Genomic DNA, 15,804 nt, shown 5'->3' with positions numbered 1-15,804 from the left:
GGGACAGGCCGGCAGCGCTTTCTTGCCCGTTGCGTTGTCCTAGTCGAGTTTTTTCTTTTCCTTGGCCAAATCGTCGGCCGACAGCGGCAGGTAACCGCCTGCGCCGCCTGCCGCACCGGCCAGCAGGCTCTGCCCCGCCGGCGACAATATCATCTTCAGGTAATCCGCCAGCTGGCCGTCGAGGGCCTTGCCGGGCGGCCGGTTCAGGTACAGCTGCAGGTACACGGAGAGCGGATATTTTCCCGCCGCGACGTTTTCAGGAGAAGGCATGACCGCGGCGGTTCCATCGGCCGGCGACAGCGGCAAGATGCGCAGCGATGCGGGTATCGGAGCGTTGCCTGCCGGCGCGAGCAAGGCAATCCCGTAAGGATCGTCGGCGACTGCGGTCAAGACGGCTTGCGCGGTGTCCAGCGCTTCGTAGTGCGCGGCAAAGGGATATTTTCCCAAGTGTGCGGTACGCAAGACAGTAGCGCTGCCGCCATCGTCGCGCAGCCCGTACAAATGGATGCGGCGTTGCTGCCAGCCATCCTCGAGCCCCAGCTGTGACCAGAAATTCAGGTTGCCTGCTGCCGAACCCGCGGTAAACACCCGGGCCAGCTGCTGCATGCTCAGGCCGGGCAGGGGATTGCGCCGGTTGACATAAACGGCGGGCGCTTCCTGCCCGGAACCGGCGTAGCCGATGCGGACCAGGAACGGCGCATAACCCCACGCTTGCCGGAACGCGGCGATTTCGGCGGCGCTTGTTTCATGCGTGACGATGGCCATGGAAGCGGCGCCGGCAGTCAGTGCCGGCAAGCCGGTCGACGAGCCCTTGAGCGCCGTGCCAATGCTTGCTTCGGGCTGCGTGCGGACAAACATGGCGTTGAAACGCTTGAACAGATCGGCCGCGCCATCCGCGCCGGCCAGGAGCAGCCCGGGCGCGGCCGGGACCGATGCGCTGGCGCCGCCTGCCGCCAGTTCGATTTTTTGCAATTCGGCGCGGACTTCTGCCGCCGACAGTGGAATATAGCCGCCGGCCTGGCTGGCGATGATTTCCTGGCCCTGGCGCGACAGCACCAGGCGCAGGTATTCCTTGGCGACCGGGTCAAGCGCTTGTCCCGGTTCGCGCCGCAAATAGAAATACACATAACGGCCGTAGGGGTAGGCGCCGGCAGCCACGTCCTGGCGGCTGCCGCGGGTTTCGCTGCGGCCGTCGCCGGATACGATGGCGAGCTGCCTGAGCGCCGCGTTTTCGTGGCCGATGGCGGCAAACGCGATGCCGGCCGGATCCTGTTCCAGCCGTTTCAGGATGGTTTCAGTGCTGCCCCATTGTTCGTAGGCCGGCGTGAAGGTCCGTCCTTGCAACGGTCCCGACTGCATGTAGGTGCCCATGCCGGTATATTCAGGCGTGCCGAAAGGATGGATGGCGCGTTCTTTCCAGGCGCCGCCGGCGCCCAGCTGGCCCCAGTGGGAGAGGTCGCCGTCCGGGTTGCCGTTGGTGAAGATGCGCGCCACCTGGCTTGCGCTCAGGCGTTCGACCGGATTGGCGCGGTTGACGTAGATGCCGATCGAATACGACATTTCCTGCTGCGCATCGTCGGAAGTATGGGCGATGCGGATTTCCAGCGGCGCCGCGCCGACCGCTTTTTCATAGGCTTCCAGCTCGGCCGCATTGGCGCTGCGTCCCATCGGGCCGTACAGCATCCGTCCGTAGGTCAGCAGCGGCATGGTGGCGGTGGTGCCTTTGACATGGCCGGAAAAACGCAGGCCAGGATGGCTGCCGGCGAACAGGGCATTGAAACGGTCGATCACGAATTGCGCGTGCTCGGCGCCGCCGATGCGGATCGCGCCTTGCTCATCGAGATAGCTGGCGTGGGGTGGCAAGCTCACGCTCTGCGCTTGATACTCTGGCATTTCCTGGTTCGGCGCCGGCGCTGCAAGCGCAGCCCCGGCCAGGAGCGGCAGCGTGCAAGCCAGCAATGCTTTCCTCATCCCGGCCATCCTCAGAAATTCAGCTTGGCGTTGAGCGTAAACTCGCGGCCGGCGCCGATATTGACGAACGGCGTGCCGGTGCAGCAGCTGGCAGTGTAATAAGTCGAATCGAAGATGTTCTTGATGTTGAACTGCCAGTCGACCGACTGGCCGCCGACCAGCGTGTTCCAGGATACGAACGCATCCATCACGCGGCCGTAGGGCAGGTGGTAGACCTTGCCGGTGCCGTCGCCCACCGGCAGGCTGCTGAACACGCGGGCGCCGGCGCCGGCCCTGACGCGGCCTTCGACCGGGCCGAGGCGCGAGACGCCGAAATCGCGCGTCAGGTATAGCGACGCCGAATGCTTCGGCGTATTCGGCAGGGGATTGCCCGCCAGCTTGGGATCGTCAGCGTAGCGCGCTTCGGTGTAGGCGTAGCTGCCGACCAGGCTCAGGTCCTGGCTGATGCGGCCGCTGGCGTCGAACTCCAGGCCGCGCGACCTGGCTTTGCCGGCGTTGCGGGTGTAGTTGATGCCGCCGATGGTTTCCGTGGTCTGGATGTTGCGCTTCTGGATATCGAACAGGGCCACCGTGGCGGTCAGGTTTTCGGTTTCCAGTTTCGAACCGATCTCGTAGCCCTTGGCCAGTTCCGGCGGCAACTCGCCGATCGGCGTCGCAATCGAGGTATTCGGCTTGAACGATTCGCTGTAGCTGGCATACATCGACCAGTCGGGCGCCAGCTTGTAGACCACGCCGGCGCGCGGCGTGGCGCGTCCAGCGGCGACCTTGCTGCCGACGACGAAGGGGCGGCCCTTGCCGGTCAGTTCATTGAAATATTCATAGCGCGCGCCAGCCAGCAGGATCCAGCGTTCATCCAGGTGCATCGAATCCTGCACGAACACGCCGCGCGAGATCAGCTTGTCGGTCTGGTCGCTGTCGGCTGGGCTGATCTTGCTGCCGGCAGGCGTCAGCTGGCCGTAGACCGGATTGTAGATGTTGAACTGGGTGTTGCTCGGGCCGCGGTAGAGGTCGGCCAGCACTCGGTAGTTGCGCATGTAGTCGACGCCGCCGACGATGTCGTGGCGCACTTCGCCCCAGTTGAATTTGCCTTCCAGGTTCAAGGTCAGCGTATGCGCCGACTGCACGCCGTTCTGGGTGGAGTCGACGCGCCGCGTGGCGATGCCGGTGGCGTAGTTGACCGACAGCACGCGCGCCTGCCAGTCGTTGTAGTAGCTGCGGCTGAAGCCGTAGCCGCCGTGAAGGGTCCAGTCGTCGTTGAGCTTGTGGTCGAAGCGCAGGTTGACGGCGTCGGAACGGCCGGCCGACGCATTGTAGGCTTCGTCGAAGCGGCGCTCCTTGGACACGGCCACCGGGTTGCCGGTGCGCGTATCGATGACGGTGCCGCGGTCGATAGGCACCGAATAGTTCATGTGTTCGTAGGCGAACGACAGCGTCGTATCGCGGCCATACCAGGCCAGCGACGGCGCCACCACCGATTGCGTGGTTTCGCCGAAGTTGCGCCAGTAGTTGCTGCGCTCATGGTCGGCGATCAGCCGGTACGCCAGCCCCGAATCGCCGATCGGTCCGGTCAGGTCGACCTGTTCGCTGACGCCGCCGTAGCTGGTGGCGCCGAGCGTGACCGAGCGCTGGCTTTCCAGCAGCGGTTTCTTGCTGACGACGTTGATGACGCCGCCCGGGTCCATGCTGCCGTAGAGCATTGACGAAGGACCTTTCAGCACTTCGATACGTTCCGTGGTCGGCGTGAAATTGCGCGGCTGGACCGACAGCATGCCGTCGCGCAGCATGGAATTGTCGCGGTTGTCGCCGAAGCCGCGCTTGATGATCGCATCCAGCGTGCCGCCCAGCGTATTGCCCATGTGGACGCCGGACACCGTATCCAGCGATTCCGCCAGGCTGCTCGGCTGGCGGTCTTGCAGGAACTGGGAAGTGACGACGCTGACTGCCTGCGGCACGTCGATCAGGGCGGCGTCGCTGCGGCTGCCGACGGCGGCGCGTTTTGGCTGGTAGCCTTTTTCCGCAGTGTCTTCCCGGCTGGCTTTGACGGACACTGTAGGCAGCGTGTTTTCACTGGCTGCCGCACTGGTGTTTGCCTGCGCTTGCGCATTGGCCGCAATGGCGCCGTGCGCCAGCATGGCGGTGCATATTCCTGCTAATTGCTTTCTCAAAACTTTATCCTCGCCTGGTTATTTATTTTTAGTAATAGGCGTCATTATATATAAATGAGAATCATTCGTAATTAAATGAGGTGGATTTTTTTCAAAATACAACGCAATTTGCCAAAATATCAAATCGGCCGCTCTCAGCGAGACGCAAGAGAGCTCTGTAGAATTGCTGGATGCAAGTCCCGCCGGTAAAACAGAATTCTCAAAGAGACCACCAGACCATCGTCAAAAGGAATATTCCAGTCATGAGTTATCACGCATCAAGCAAGCGCTACGACGAAATGCAGTACCGTTTCTGCGGCCGCAGCGGCCTCAAGCTGCCATTGTTGTCCATGGGGCTCTGGCACAATTTCGGCGACACTACCTCGCTGGCGCGCCAGCGGGAAATGGTGCACACCGCGTTCGACCTCGGCATCACCCATTTCGACCTGGCCAACAATTACGGGCCGCCGTACGGCAGCGCCGAAACCAATTTCGGCCGCATCCTGAAGGAAGACCTGCGGCCTTACCGCGACGAGCTGATCATCTCGTCCAAGGCCGGCTGGGACATGTGGCCGGGGCCGTACGGCCAGGGCGGCGGTTCGCGCAAGTACGTGCTGGCCAGCCTCGACCAGAGCCTGCAGCGCCTGGGCCTGGATTACGTCGATATTTTTTATTCGCACCGCTTCGATCCGGAAACCCCGCTGGAAGAAACCATGAGCGCGCTGGCGACCGCGGTACAGCAGGGCAAGGCGCTGTATGTCGGCGTCTCGTCGTATTCGCCGGCCAAGACCGCGGAAGCCGCCAAGCTGCTGCGCGACTGGAAAGTGCCTTGCCTGATCCACCAGCCGTCCTACAACATGTTCAACCGCTGGATTGAAGATGGCTTGCTGGATACCCTGGAGCAGGAAGGCATGGGCTGCATTACCTTTACCGCCCTGGCGCAAGGACTGCTGAGCGACAAATACCTGAACGGCGTGCCGCAGGATTCGCGCATCAATCGCGAAGGCGGCGGTTCGTTGCAGCAGGCTCACCTGAGCCCGGAAAACCTGGCGCGGGTGCGGGCGCTCAACGAGATCGCCAAGACCCGTGGCCAGAGCCTGGCGCAGATGGCGCTGGCCTGGGTATTGCGCGATCCGCGCGTGACCACCACCTTGATCGGCGCCAGCAGCCCGGCCCAGATCCGGGAAAATGTGGCTGCCTTGCAGCGCCTGGATTTTACCAAGGAAGAACTGGCGGCCATCGACGAGCAGGCCAAGGAAGGCGGCATCAACCTGTGGGAGCGTTCGATAAAAGAGCTGGCGCCATAAGCCATAAGGCTGGGCGATGGAGAACTGCTGTTTTGCAGATATAAAAACGGGCGCCAGAGGCGCCCGTTTTTTCTTCTCTCCCTGATGCTGCCCCGCTAAATGAAAACTGCCGCCTGCTGCGTTGACGCCGCCAGCAAGGCCGCCGGAACCTGGCTCGGCTGCCGGCGCTCGGTGCTGGGCGCAACGCTGAATACTTCGCGATAGGTCTTGCTGAAATGGCAGGCCGACTGGAAGCCGCAGGCCATCGTGATGCTGAGTATCGACATGTCGGTCTGGCGCAGCAGTTCGCGCGCCTTGCGCAGGCGCAGCGTCAGGTAATAATGGGTAGGCGACATGCCCATGTGTTCCTTGAACATGCGCTGCAGCTGGCGCGGCGACGAGTTCGACAACTGCGCCAGCTCGTCCAGCGACAAGGGCTCCTCTATGTTCGCTTCCATCAGCGACACCACTTCCACCATGGCCGGGCGGGCAGAGGTCATGCGCACCGTCAGCGGCACCCGCTGCTGGTCCTTGTGGTCGCGCACGTGCTCCAGGATGAATTGATCGGCGATCGCCGCAATCGTGGTTTTGCCGACCTGGCTCGAAATCAGGTTCAGCATCATGTCCAGCGGCGCAATGCCGCCGGTGCAGGTGATGCGGTCGCGATCGACGACAAACAGGTCCGGCGCGAAAGAAATCGCGGGGTAAGCCTGTTTCAGGCTCGACAGGTTTTCCCAGTGGGTAGCGCAAGTGTAGCCGTCCAGCAGGCCGGCCTTGGCCAGGGCGAAGGCGCCGGTGCACAGGCTGCCCAGGGTCACGTCCTGGGTCGCCAGGTATTGCAGCAGTTCCAGCGTGGCAGGGTTGACCGCGGCGTCGATGTCGGTGCCGCCGCAGACGAACACGACATCGGCGGCAGGGCATTGGTCGGCGCGGATGGTGGTCACGGAAAGGCCGTTGCTGGCTGTCACGGGGCCGCCTTCAGGGCTGACCACCGACCAGCGGTACAGGATCGTTCCTTCCAGGTAGTTGGCCATCCTCAGTACTTCGATGGCATTTGAAAATGCCAGCATCGTGAAGTTATTGAGCGGCATGAAAGCAAAATGGGTGAAAGAAGAACTGCTTTTAGACATGACCTGCTCCGTTGGCAAACATCAGCGATGGACAATGTAACGTTGAAACGACTGAACAACAAATGCTTTCGGTTGTGCGTCGCAATAAGCATGCCAAGCCGACCAGATGATTTATTTTCAACGCTTGCGGCCGCCGGAAAAGAGGAAAAAGGCGCTGGCCGCAGACGCAGGATTCGATTTCCCGTGCGTTGCCCGGACCCGTCTTCCCAGGCTGTGCAGGCGCAAAAAAATATTGCCGGCGATCCCGCTTTTTGTGCACGTGATCCATTTCGGCGCAAGCGGCGCGCCGGCCGTCGGACCGGCTCGCAAACAGCGCTTGGCTAAAAGTGACGGCAATGTCGCAAATTGAAAGGTTCCCGTCAGATCAAGTCAATAGCGGGGAAGGGGCTGGGACAAAATGGTGCCAACCAACGGACCACTCACGACACCTTCTTTTTCCCAGGCATATACAAATGACACTTCCTGCATTTTCCCAGTCGCTGGCCGAACGCGACGCCGCGGTCAAGCAAGCCATCGACCTTGAGCTGGAACGCCAGCAAAACCAGATCGAGATGATCGCTTCCGAAAACATCGTTTCGCGTGCGGTGCTGGAAGCGCAGGGCTCGGTGCTGACTAACAAGTATGCGGAAGGTTATCCCGGCAAGCGCTATTACGGCGGCTGCGAATTCGCCGACCGGGTGGAAACCCTGGCGCTGGAACGGGTCAAGCAGCTGTTCGGGGCCAGGTACGCCAATGTGCAGCCGCATTCCGGCGCTCAGGCTAACGGCGCCGTCATGCTGGCGCTGGTGAAGCCGGGAGATACCGTGCTTGGCATGTCGCTCGACGCCGGCGGCCATTTGACGCACGGCGCGCGGCCGGCGATGTCGGGCAAATGGTTCAACGCCGTGCAATACGGCGTCAACCGCGATACTTACCTGATCGACTACGACGAAGTGGAAGCGTTGGCGAAACAGCACAAGCCGCGCCTGATCATCGCCGGTTATTCCGCCTATCCGCGCCAGCTCGATTTCGCCCGTTTCCGCGCCATCGCCGACAGCGTCGATGCGCTGCTGATGGTCGACATGGCGCACATCGCCGGACTGGTTGCGACCGGCCATCATCCAAGCCCGGTGCCGCATGCGCATGTGGTTACCTCGACCACCCACAAGACGTTGCGCGGCCCGCGCGGCGGCTTCGTGCTGACCAATGACGAGGATATCGCCAAGAAAATCAATTCCGCGGTGTTCCCCGGCTTGCAGGGCGGCCCCCTGATGCATGTCATCGCCGGCAAGGCAGTCGCCTTCGGCGAAGCGCTGGAGCCGGAATTCAAGCAATACATCGCCAGCGTGGTGGCCAACGCCAAAGCCTTGGGCGAGGTGCTGCTGGCCGGCGGCGTCGACCTGGTGACCGGCGGCACCGAAAACCACCTGCTGCTGGTCGACCTGCGGCCGAAGGGTTTGAAGGGCACGCAGGTGGAGCATGCGCTGGAACGCGCCGGCATTACCTGCAACAAGAACGGCATCCCGTTCGATACCGAAAAGCCGACAGTCACCTCCGGCATCCGGCTCGGCACGCCGGCCGGCACCGCGCGCGGTTTCGGCGTCGACGAATTCCGCACCATCGGCCGCCTGACCGTCGAAATATTCGATGCCCTGGCGCGCAAGCCGGAGGGCGATGCCGCAGTCGAGCAGCGCGTGCTGGCTGAAGTGCGCGCGCTGTGCAAGAGTTTCCCAATCTATTGAGGAGTCCGGCATGAGCAACCTGCACCAGCAAAGCCTGGTCATCGACGGCCTGAACATTTCCAAATGGGAGCGGCCGGTATTCGAAGACATGAAGAAGGGCGGCCTGAGCGCCGTCAACTGCACCATCTCGGTCTGGGAAAGTTTCCAGGGCACGGTCGGCAACGTGGTCGACATGAAGAACCTGATCCGCGACAACGCCGACCTGCTGACCCTGGTGCGCGGCGTCGACGATATCAGGCGCGCGAAAAAGGAAGGGCGCACCGGGGTCATCCTGGGTTTCCAGAACGCCCACGCGTTTGAAGACAATCTTGGCTATATCGAAGTGTTCGCCGAGCTGGGCGTGCGGGTGGTGCAGCTTTGCTACAACACCCAGAACCTGATCGGCACCGGCTGCTACGAACGCGACGGCGGCTTGTCCGGTTTTGGCCGCGAAGTGATCGAAGAGATGAACCGGGTCGGCATCATGGTCGACTTGTCGCATGTCGGCGGCAATACCTCGACCGAGGCGATCCAGGCCTCGAAGAAGCCGGTCTGTTATTCGCACTGCCTGCCGTCCGGCCTGAAACAGCATCCGCGCAACAAGAGCGACGAGCAGCTGAAATTCATCGCCGACCATGGCGGCTTCATCGGCGTCACCATGTTCCCGCCGTTCCTCAAGCGCGGCAGCAGCGCCAATGTCGACGATTACGTGGAAGCCTTCGATTACATCATCAACCTGGTCGGCGACGATTGCGTCGGCATCGGCACCGATTTCACGCAAGGCTACGGCAAGCCGTTCTTTGAATGGCTGACGCACGACAAGGGCCGCCATCGCCGCCTGACCGACTTCGGCACGGTGATCAATCCCGAAGGTTTCCGCACCATAGGCGATTTTCCCAACCTGACCGGCGCGATGGAACGCGCCGGCTGGAAAGAAAGCCGCATACGCAAGGTGCTGGGCGAAAACTGGCTGCGGGTTTTCGGCGAAGTCTGGAACGATTGAACGTCAAGCAAGATACCGAGGAGTAGCGATGCAACCCCAATTGCCGATTGAAGTCGACGCCAGCACCGGCGTCTGGACCACCGACAAACTGCCGATGCTGTATGTCCCGCGCCATTTTTTCACCAACAACCATACCGCGGTGGAAGCGGCGCTGGGACGCGAAGAATATGCCGAGATCCTGTACCAGGCCGGCCACAAGTCCGCCTATTTCTGGTGCGAAAAGGAAGCCAGGCAGCATGGCATGTCCGGCCTCGACGTCTACAAACATTACCTGAAGCGCCTGTCGCAGCGCGGCTGGGGCCTGTTCTCTTTCACCGAGGTAGATGCGGCCAGCGCCAGCGCCAGCATCAAGCTGCTCAATTCATCGTTCGTGCTGCAGCAGCCGGAAGCCCGCGGCAAGCTCTGCTACATGTTCGCCGGCTGGTTTGCCGGCGCCATGGACTGGGTCTCCGACACCACCGGCAATCCGCTGCGTTCGACCTGCAGCGAAACCCAGTGCGGCGGCGAAGGCCACGACCATTGCGTGTTCACAGTCGCGGCAGTCGCCGCTCAGGGATAGATACAGACCATGCGTTATCCGACTTTGTTTTCGCCGTTGACCCTGAACCAGGTGACCTTGCGCAACCGGGTGGTCAGCACCGCCCATGCTGAGGTGTACGCGGAAGCCGGCGGCTTGCCGGGCGAACGCTATATACGGTATTACGAAGAAAAGGCCAAGGGCGGCCTGGGGCTGGCGATCTGCGGCGGCTCCAGCACGGTTTCCATCGACAGCCCGCAAGGCTGGTGGAAATCGGTCAACCTGACCACCGACAAGGTGATCGAGCCTTTGTCGCGGCTGGCGGAGGCCATGCACCGGCACGGCGCCAAGATCATGATCCAGGCTACCCACATGGGGCGCCGCACGGCATGGCATGGCGAGAACTGGCCGCACCTGGTCAGCCCGTCGGGGATCCGCGAACCGGTCCATCGCGGCAACGCCAAGATCATCGAGATTGAAGAAATCCGCCGCATCGTCGCCGATTTTGCCGCCGCCGCCAAACGCGTCAAGCAGGCCGGCATGGACGGCATCGAGATTTCCGCCGCTCACCAGCAGCTGATCGACCAGTTCTGGAGTCCGCGCGTCAACCAGCGCAGCGACGAATACGGCGGCAGCCTGGAAAACCGGATGCGCTTCGGCATTGAAGTGCTGACCGCGGTGCGGGAAGCGGTCGGCAGCGATTTCTGCGTCGGCCTGCGCATGTGCGGCGACGAGTTCCATGAAGACGGCGTCGATCACGAAACCGCCAAGGAAATCGCGCAAGCGATGTCGGCTAGCGGCCTGATCGATTTCCTGAGCGTGGTCGGCTCCGGCGCCGATACCCACAATACCCTGGCCAACTGCATGCCGCCGATGGCGCTGCCGCCGGAACCGTTCGTCCACCTGGCGGCCGGCATCAAGGCGGTGTCCAAGGTGCCGGTGATGCACGCGCAAAGCATACGCGACGCCGGCCAGGCGGAACGCATACTGTCTTCCGGCATGGTTGACCTGGTGGGCATGACGCGCGCGCAGATCGCCGATCCGCACATGGTGATCAAGATCCGCGACGGCCGCGAGGACGAAATCAAGCAATGCGTGGGCGCCAACTATTGCATCGACCGCCAGTACAACGGGCTCGACGTACTGTGCGTACAGAACGCAGCGACCTCGCGCGAACAAAGCATGCCGCACCAGATCGCCAGGAGCCGCGGCCCGAAACGCAAGGTGGTGGTGGTGGGAGCCGGTCCCGCAGGACTGGAAGCAGCGCGGGTGGCGCGCGAACGCGGCCACGATGTGGTGCTGTTCGAGCGCAGCGATGTCGTCGGCGGCCAGATCAACCTGGCGGCCAAGGCGCCGCAGCGCGAGCAGATGGCCGGCATCGTGCGCTGGTTCGACATGGAAACCAGGCGCCTCGGCGTCGACCGCCGGCTGGGCGTGAATGCCGATGAAGCGATGATCATGGCCGAACAGCCGGATATCGTGGTGCTGGCGACCGGCGGCAGCAATTACACCGGCCAGGTTGCGGCCTGGGGCATTGCCGAGGGCCTGTCGGTCAGCTCCTGGGATATCCTGCAAGGCCGCGTCGCGCCCGGCAAGAACGTGCTGGTGTACGACGGCATCAGCACCCACGCCGGTTTCGGCGTCGCCGATTTCCTGGCCAGCCGCGGCAGCCTGGTGGAAATCGTCACGCCCGACGTCAAGATCGCCGACGATACCGGCGGCACCACTTTCCCGATTTTCTATCGCCGCCTGTATGCGCAAGGCGTGATCCCGACGCCGAACTACTGGCTGGACCGGGTCTACGCCGAGGGCGACAAGAAGGTTGCGGTGCTGCGCAATGAATACACCGAAATACAGGAAGAACGGGTAGTCGACCAGGTGGTGATTGAAAACGGCATCTTGCCCAACGATCGTCTGTACTGGTCGCTCAAGCCGCAATCGCTCAACCGCGGCCAGATCGACGTCAACAAGCTGTTCGCCGCCGAGCCGCAGCCGGCCTTGGCGGAAACCCTGGGCGACGGCCGCTTCCTGCTGTTCCGGGTCGGCGACTGCATCTCCATGCATAACATCCACGCGGCGATCTACGATGCGCTGCGCCTGTGCAAGGATTTCTGAGCATGGACGCCCTGGCTTCTTCCCTCAACCATGCCATCACCGTGCTGTTCTGGCTGTCGGCGGCGGGATTGTCTGCCGGCCTGGCGCGGCGGGCCGCCTTGTGGCGCGCCGGCCGCGACGCTTCGGTATCCTGGCTGGGCCTGCTGGCGATTCCAAAGCGCTATTTTGTTGACCTGCATCATGTGGTGGCGCGCGATCCCTATATCGCCCGCACCCACGTGGCGACCGCCGGCGGCGCGATTGCGGCGATGGCGCTGGTGGCGGTCAATTACGGCCTGATGCTGTATGCCTCGTCCCTGGACACGGCGATCGGCCTGTTTGCGCTGGTCATGCTGGCCGGCGTGCTGTTCGTCTGGCACCGGCGCCGCACGCCGCCGGCACGTTTGTCGCGCGGTGCCTGGATGCGATTGCCCTGGATGCTGGCGGCGTTTGCGCTGGGTTTGCTGGCGCTGGGCCTGTTTCCCTTGCAATTGATGTCAGGCTTGAGCGCGCTGGCGACCGTGCTGCTGCTGGGGGTGGGGGCCTGGACCCTGACCGTGGGCGCGGCCCGCGGCGGGCCGATGAAACACGCGCTGGCGGGCCTGCTGCACCTGGCGTTCCATCCGCGCCAGGAACGCTTCAAGCAAGATTTTACACATGACGGCAAACGCACGCCGGCCACCGCGCTCAAACCGCTCAAGCTGGAGCAGGGCGAGCTGGGCGTCGGCAAGCCGGTCGAGTTCCGCTGGAACCAGCTGCTGGGTTTCGATGCCTGCGTCCAGTGCGGCAAGTGCGAAGCGGCGTGTCCGGCCTTTGCCGCCGGCCAGCCCTTGAACCCAAAGAAACTGATACAAGACATGGTGACCGGCATGGCCGGCGGCAGCGACGCCGATTTTGCCGGCAGCCCGTATCCCGGCATTCCGCTCGGCAGGCATCAAGGCCGGCCGCTGGATGCGATCGTGCCGGGCCTGGTCTCTACCGATACCCTGTGGTCCTGCACTACTTGCCGCGCCTGCGTGCAGGAATGCCCGATGCTGATCGAGCATGTCGACGCCATTGTCGACATGCGGCGCCACCAGACCTTGCAGTTCGGCGCAGTGCCTGGCAAGGGCCCGGAAGTGCTGGCGAACCTGCGCGAGACCGGCAGCGCCGGCGGTTTCGACCTGGGCGTGCGCTACAACTGGGCGATCGACCTCGGCGTGCGGCAGATCGTTCCCGGCCAGGCGGTCGACGTGCTGCTGATGGTGGGCGAGGGCGGTTTCGACATGCGCTACCAGCGCAGCTTGCGCGCGCTGGTCAAGGTGCTGCAGGCCGCGGACGTCGATTTCGCCGTGCTGGGCTCGCTGGAAACCGATACCGGCGACGTAGCCCGCCGCCTGGGCGACGAAGCGACATTCCAGGGCATGGCGCAGCACATGATTGCCCAGCTGTCTGCGTTCACCTTCAAGCGGATTGTCACCGCCGATCCGCATGTGATGCACTGCCTGCGCAACGAATATCCGGCGTTCGGCGGCCGCTACGAGGTTTTTCATCACGCCACCTTCATGGCGGCGCTGGTGAATTCCGGAAAAATCAAGCCGAGGGTTGACTCGGCCGCCGGCAGCGACCAGCGTTTCACCTATCACGATCCGTGCTACCTGGGACGCTACAACGGCGAGATCGAAGCGCCGCGCGAACTGCTCAAGATGCTGGGCCTGCCGCTGCACGAGATGGAGCGCCACGGCATGCGCGGGCGCTGCTGCGGCGGCGGCGGCGGCGCGCCCCTGACCGATATCCCCGGCAAGCAGCGCATTCCCGACATCCGCATCCATGACGCCCGCGCGGTGCGCGCCGATACGGTGGTGGTGGCTTGTCCGAATTGCACCGCGATGCTGGAAGGCGTGGTAGGGCCGCGCCCGGAAGTGCGCGATATCGCCGAACTGCTGGCGGCGGCACTGGAGAATTGACGATGGACATGGCGATACCAAACAGCGTCAGGCGCATCAACCCGCGCCGTCCATTCAGCATCAATGCCGACGGCGTCAAGCGTATCGTGCTGGGTCAGCTTGGCGAAGGTAGCGGCGACGGCAGCCAGGCGCTGCAGCAAAGCCAGCCGCACCAGGCGGCCAAGCTGGTACGCCTGGCCGCCGATGCCGTGACCACAGCTTGCCTGCTGGCGGTGGCGCACAGCGATCGCGGCGCGCTGGATGAACACGCGCGCCAGGCGGTGGCTGCCGCGGCATTGCTGGCTGACGGCGCGACCGAAGTGGTGCTGCTGGTGTTCGGCGACCTGAATGACGATGCCGCCGCGCTGGGTGCTGACCGCTGCGTCGTGCTGCCGCAATACGGCAACCATGTGTTTGCGCCGGAAGCGGAACTTGCGGCGCTGCAGGCTGTGATGGAAACATTGCTGCCGGCCCACGTGTTCATTCCCGATGACGGCGTCGCCGGCAGCGACCTCGGCCGGCGCCTAGGCGCCGCCGGGACTGCCGCCAGCATCGCCACCCATGTGGTCGAAATCAGCAAATGCAGCCTGGCGGCATACCGCCAGCAAGGCAGTGTGCTGGCTCGGCGCAGCCTGGCGCAGGTGGTCCTGCTGGAAACCGAGGTCGTGGACGCGCGTTTGCCTTTCCTCGGGCGCGGCCAGGTAGCTGGCGAGCTGAGCGCGGCCATCGGCATCAAGGCGGAGGCAGCTACATCATCCAGTCCATTCCTGGATCTCGGCGGCAAGACCATGGCGGCATCGCAGATGGAGCTGGATGAGGCCGATTTCATCGTTTCGGCGGGCAACGGCGTTGACGATGTCGCGCTGTTCAATTCGCTGGCAAATGCGCTGGATGCGGCGGTAGGCGCAAGCCGGGTCGCGGTCGACGACGGCAAATTCCAGCGCGACAAGCAGATCGGCGCCACCGGCAAGACCGTCAGCGCCAGCGCCTACCTGGCGTTCGGCATTTCCGGCGCGGTCCAGCACCTGCAGGGCATCAAGGATTGCCGCCATGTGATCGCGGTCAACTTGGACGCCAGTGCGCCGATGATCAAGCGCGCCGACCTCAGCATCATCGGCGACGCCCAGGAATTGATGACAGCGCTGCTGGACCAGGTGCGGCAAGCCCGCAGCATGGGGGACGCACCATGAGCCAGGCTGTCATCAAGCGGATTGCCGTGCTGGTGTCGATAGGCCGCCATCCGGTCAGCGGCGTGCCGCGCTACAGCCGTAACGACGCCGCCGCGCTGGACATGGCCGGCAAGCTGGCGCAGCACGCTGCCGGAACCAGCATCGATGTGATCCATGCCGGCGACGCCGGCAATCCGGCCCTGCCTGACTACCTGGCGTTGGGCGCGGCCAGCGTCACCCTGGTTGAAGCCATGGCGTCGCGGGACGTATTGCCGGCATTGCAATCGCAGCTGCAGGCGCAGTTGCAACCATACGACCTGGTGCTGTGCGGCAGCCGTGCCGAAGGCGGGGCGGCCAGCGGCATGCTGCCTTACCTGCTGGCGGCGCGCCTGGGCCTGCCGTTGCTGGCCGGCGTGATTGCCGTGACGCCGGGCCAGGACCGGGACCGGGACAGCGTCGTCGCCCAACAATACCTGCCCAAGGGCCGGCGCCGCGACGTAGCGCTCAAGCTGCCGGCCCTGATGACAGTCCATCCGCTGGCGCCAAACGGTTTGCGTTATGCCTACGCCAGGTTGCGTAGCGGTGAAATCAGGAAGCAGGCGTTTTCTGCTGCCGTGGCGGCGGCCGGCGACAGTGCCGGGGAATGGACGGTTGAACCTGCCAAAGCCGTGCCGCGCAAGCTGGCCGCGCCTGAAAAGCGCTCCGGCCATGCCCGCATGCAGGCCGCCACCGTGAGCGAGAGCCGCGGCGGCAAGGTGGTCCAGGACGGCAGCGCGGCCGATAAGGCCCAGGTGGTGCTGGCTTATCTGCGCGAACATCGCCTGGTCGATTATTGATTTTATAAATGCGTTTGCAACCGGATTTG

General features: G+C 63.6%; 11 protein-coding genes. 8 read left to right on the top strand and 3 right to left on the bottom strand.

What is annotated here, in order from left to right; genetic code table 11:
• Positions 1–39: 39 nt before the first annotated feature.
• Together AC07RZ_RS17765 and AC07RZ_RS17760 are read right to left on the bottom strand one after the other, a co-directional pair.
• Complete coding sequence (locus AC07RZ_RS17765; RefSeq protein ID WP_494668934.1) at positions 40–1,971, bottom strand: PstS family phosphate ABC transporter substrate-binding protein; 1,932 nt, start codon at positions 1,969–1,971, stop codon at positions 40–42.
• A gap of 11 nt (positions 1,972–1,982) precedes the next feature.
• Positions 1,983–4,136, bottom strand: coding sequence for a TonB-dependent siderophore receptor (locus AC07RZ_RS17760; RefSeq protein WP_494668933.1), 2,154 nt, complete (start codon positions 4,134–4,136; stop codon positions 1,983–1,985).
• A gap of 242 nt (positions 4,137–4,378) precedes the next feature.
• Between AC07RZ_RS17760 and mgrA the strand changes: the two genes are divergently transcribed.
• Positions 4,379–5,422 carry an L-glyceraldehyde 3-phosphate reductase gene (mgrA, locus tag AC07RZ_RS17755; protein WP_494668932.1) on the top strand — a complete coding sequence of 348 codons (1,044 nt, stop codon included), beginning with the start codon at positions 4,379–4,381 and terminating at the stop codon, positions 5,420–5,422.
• A 95-nt stretch (positions 5,423–5,517) separates the two neighbouring features.
• Here mgrA and AC07RZ_RS17750 read toward each other — a convergent pair whose 3' ends face one another.
• On the bottom strand, positions 5,518–6,531 hold the full coding sequence (locus AC07RZ_RS17750) for a GlxA family transcriptional regulator (RefSeq protein WP_494668931.1): 1,014 nt from the start codon (positions 6,529–6,531) through the stop codon (positions 5,518–5,520).
• A gap of 452 nt (positions 6,532–6,983) precedes the next feature.
• On the opposite strand from AC07RZ_RS17750, the gene AC07RZ_RS17745 reads away from it, so the two are divergent.
• Genes AC07RZ_RS17745 through AC07RZ_RS17715 form a run of 7 tightly spaced genes read left to right on the top strand, consistent with a single transcriptional unit; the run spans position 6,984 to position 15,775 of the window.
• Entirely contained in the window at positions 6,984–8,252 is a 1,269-nt protein-coding gene (locus AC07RZ_RS17745; RefSeq protein ID WP_494668930.1) for a serine hydroxymethyltransferase, read from the top strand.
• Between the two features lie 10 nt (positions 8,253–8,262).
• The gene (locus AC07RZ_RS17740) at positions 8,263–9,234 is read left to right on the top strand and encodes a dipeptidase (RefSeq protein ID WP_494668929.1); all 972 of its coding nucleotides are present in this window, start codon (positions 8,263–8,265) and stop codon (positions 9,232–9,234) included.
• A 28-nt stretch (positions 9,235–9,262) separates the two neighbouring features.
• Complete coding sequence (locus tag AC07RZ_RS17735) at positions 9,263–9,793, top strand: DUF5943 domain-containing protein (RefSeq protein ID WP_494668928.1); 531 nt, start codon at positions 9,263–9,265, stop codon at positions 9,791–9,793.
• A gap of 9 nt (positions 9,794–9,802) precedes the next feature.
• Positions 9,803–11,866 (top strand): oxidoreductase, encoded by a 2,064-nt coding sequence (locus AC07RZ_RS17730; RefSeq protein WP_494668927.1) that lies wholly within the window; start codon positions 9,803–9,805, stop codon positions 11,864–11,866.
• A gap of 2 nt (positions 11,867–11,868) precedes the next feature.
• On the top strand, positions 11,869–13,791 hold the full coding sequence (locus AC07RZ_RS17725; protein WP_494668926.1) for a (Fe-S)-binding protein: 1,923 nt from the start codon (positions 11,869–11,871) through the stop codon (positions 13,789–13,791).
• A 2-nt stretch (positions 13,792–13,793) separates the two neighbouring features.
• Positions 13,794–14,960 carry an electron transfer flavoprotein subunit alpha/FixB family protein gene (locus AC07RZ_RS17720; RefSeq protein WP_494668925.1) on the top strand — a complete coding sequence of 389 codons (1,167 nt, stop codon included), beginning with the start codon at positions 13,794–13,796 and terminating at the stop codon, positions 14,958–14,960.
• Complete coding sequence (locus AC07RZ_RS17715; RefSeq protein ID WP_494668924.1) at positions 14,957–15,775, top strand: electron transfer flavoprotein subunit beta/FixA family protein; 819 nt, start codon at positions 14,957–14,959, stop codon at positions 15,773–15,775. Before AC07RZ_RS17720 ends, AC07RZ_RS17715 begins: the two co-directional genes overlap by 4 nt.
• Positions 15,776–15,804 lie beyond the last annotated feature (29 nt).

The sequence above is a fragment of the Collimonas sp. GW821-FHT07E08 genome, from assembly GCF_059418905.1.
Note: the sequence above shows the minus strand (reverse complement) of the source record. Positions and strands in the feature narration are given on the sequence as shown.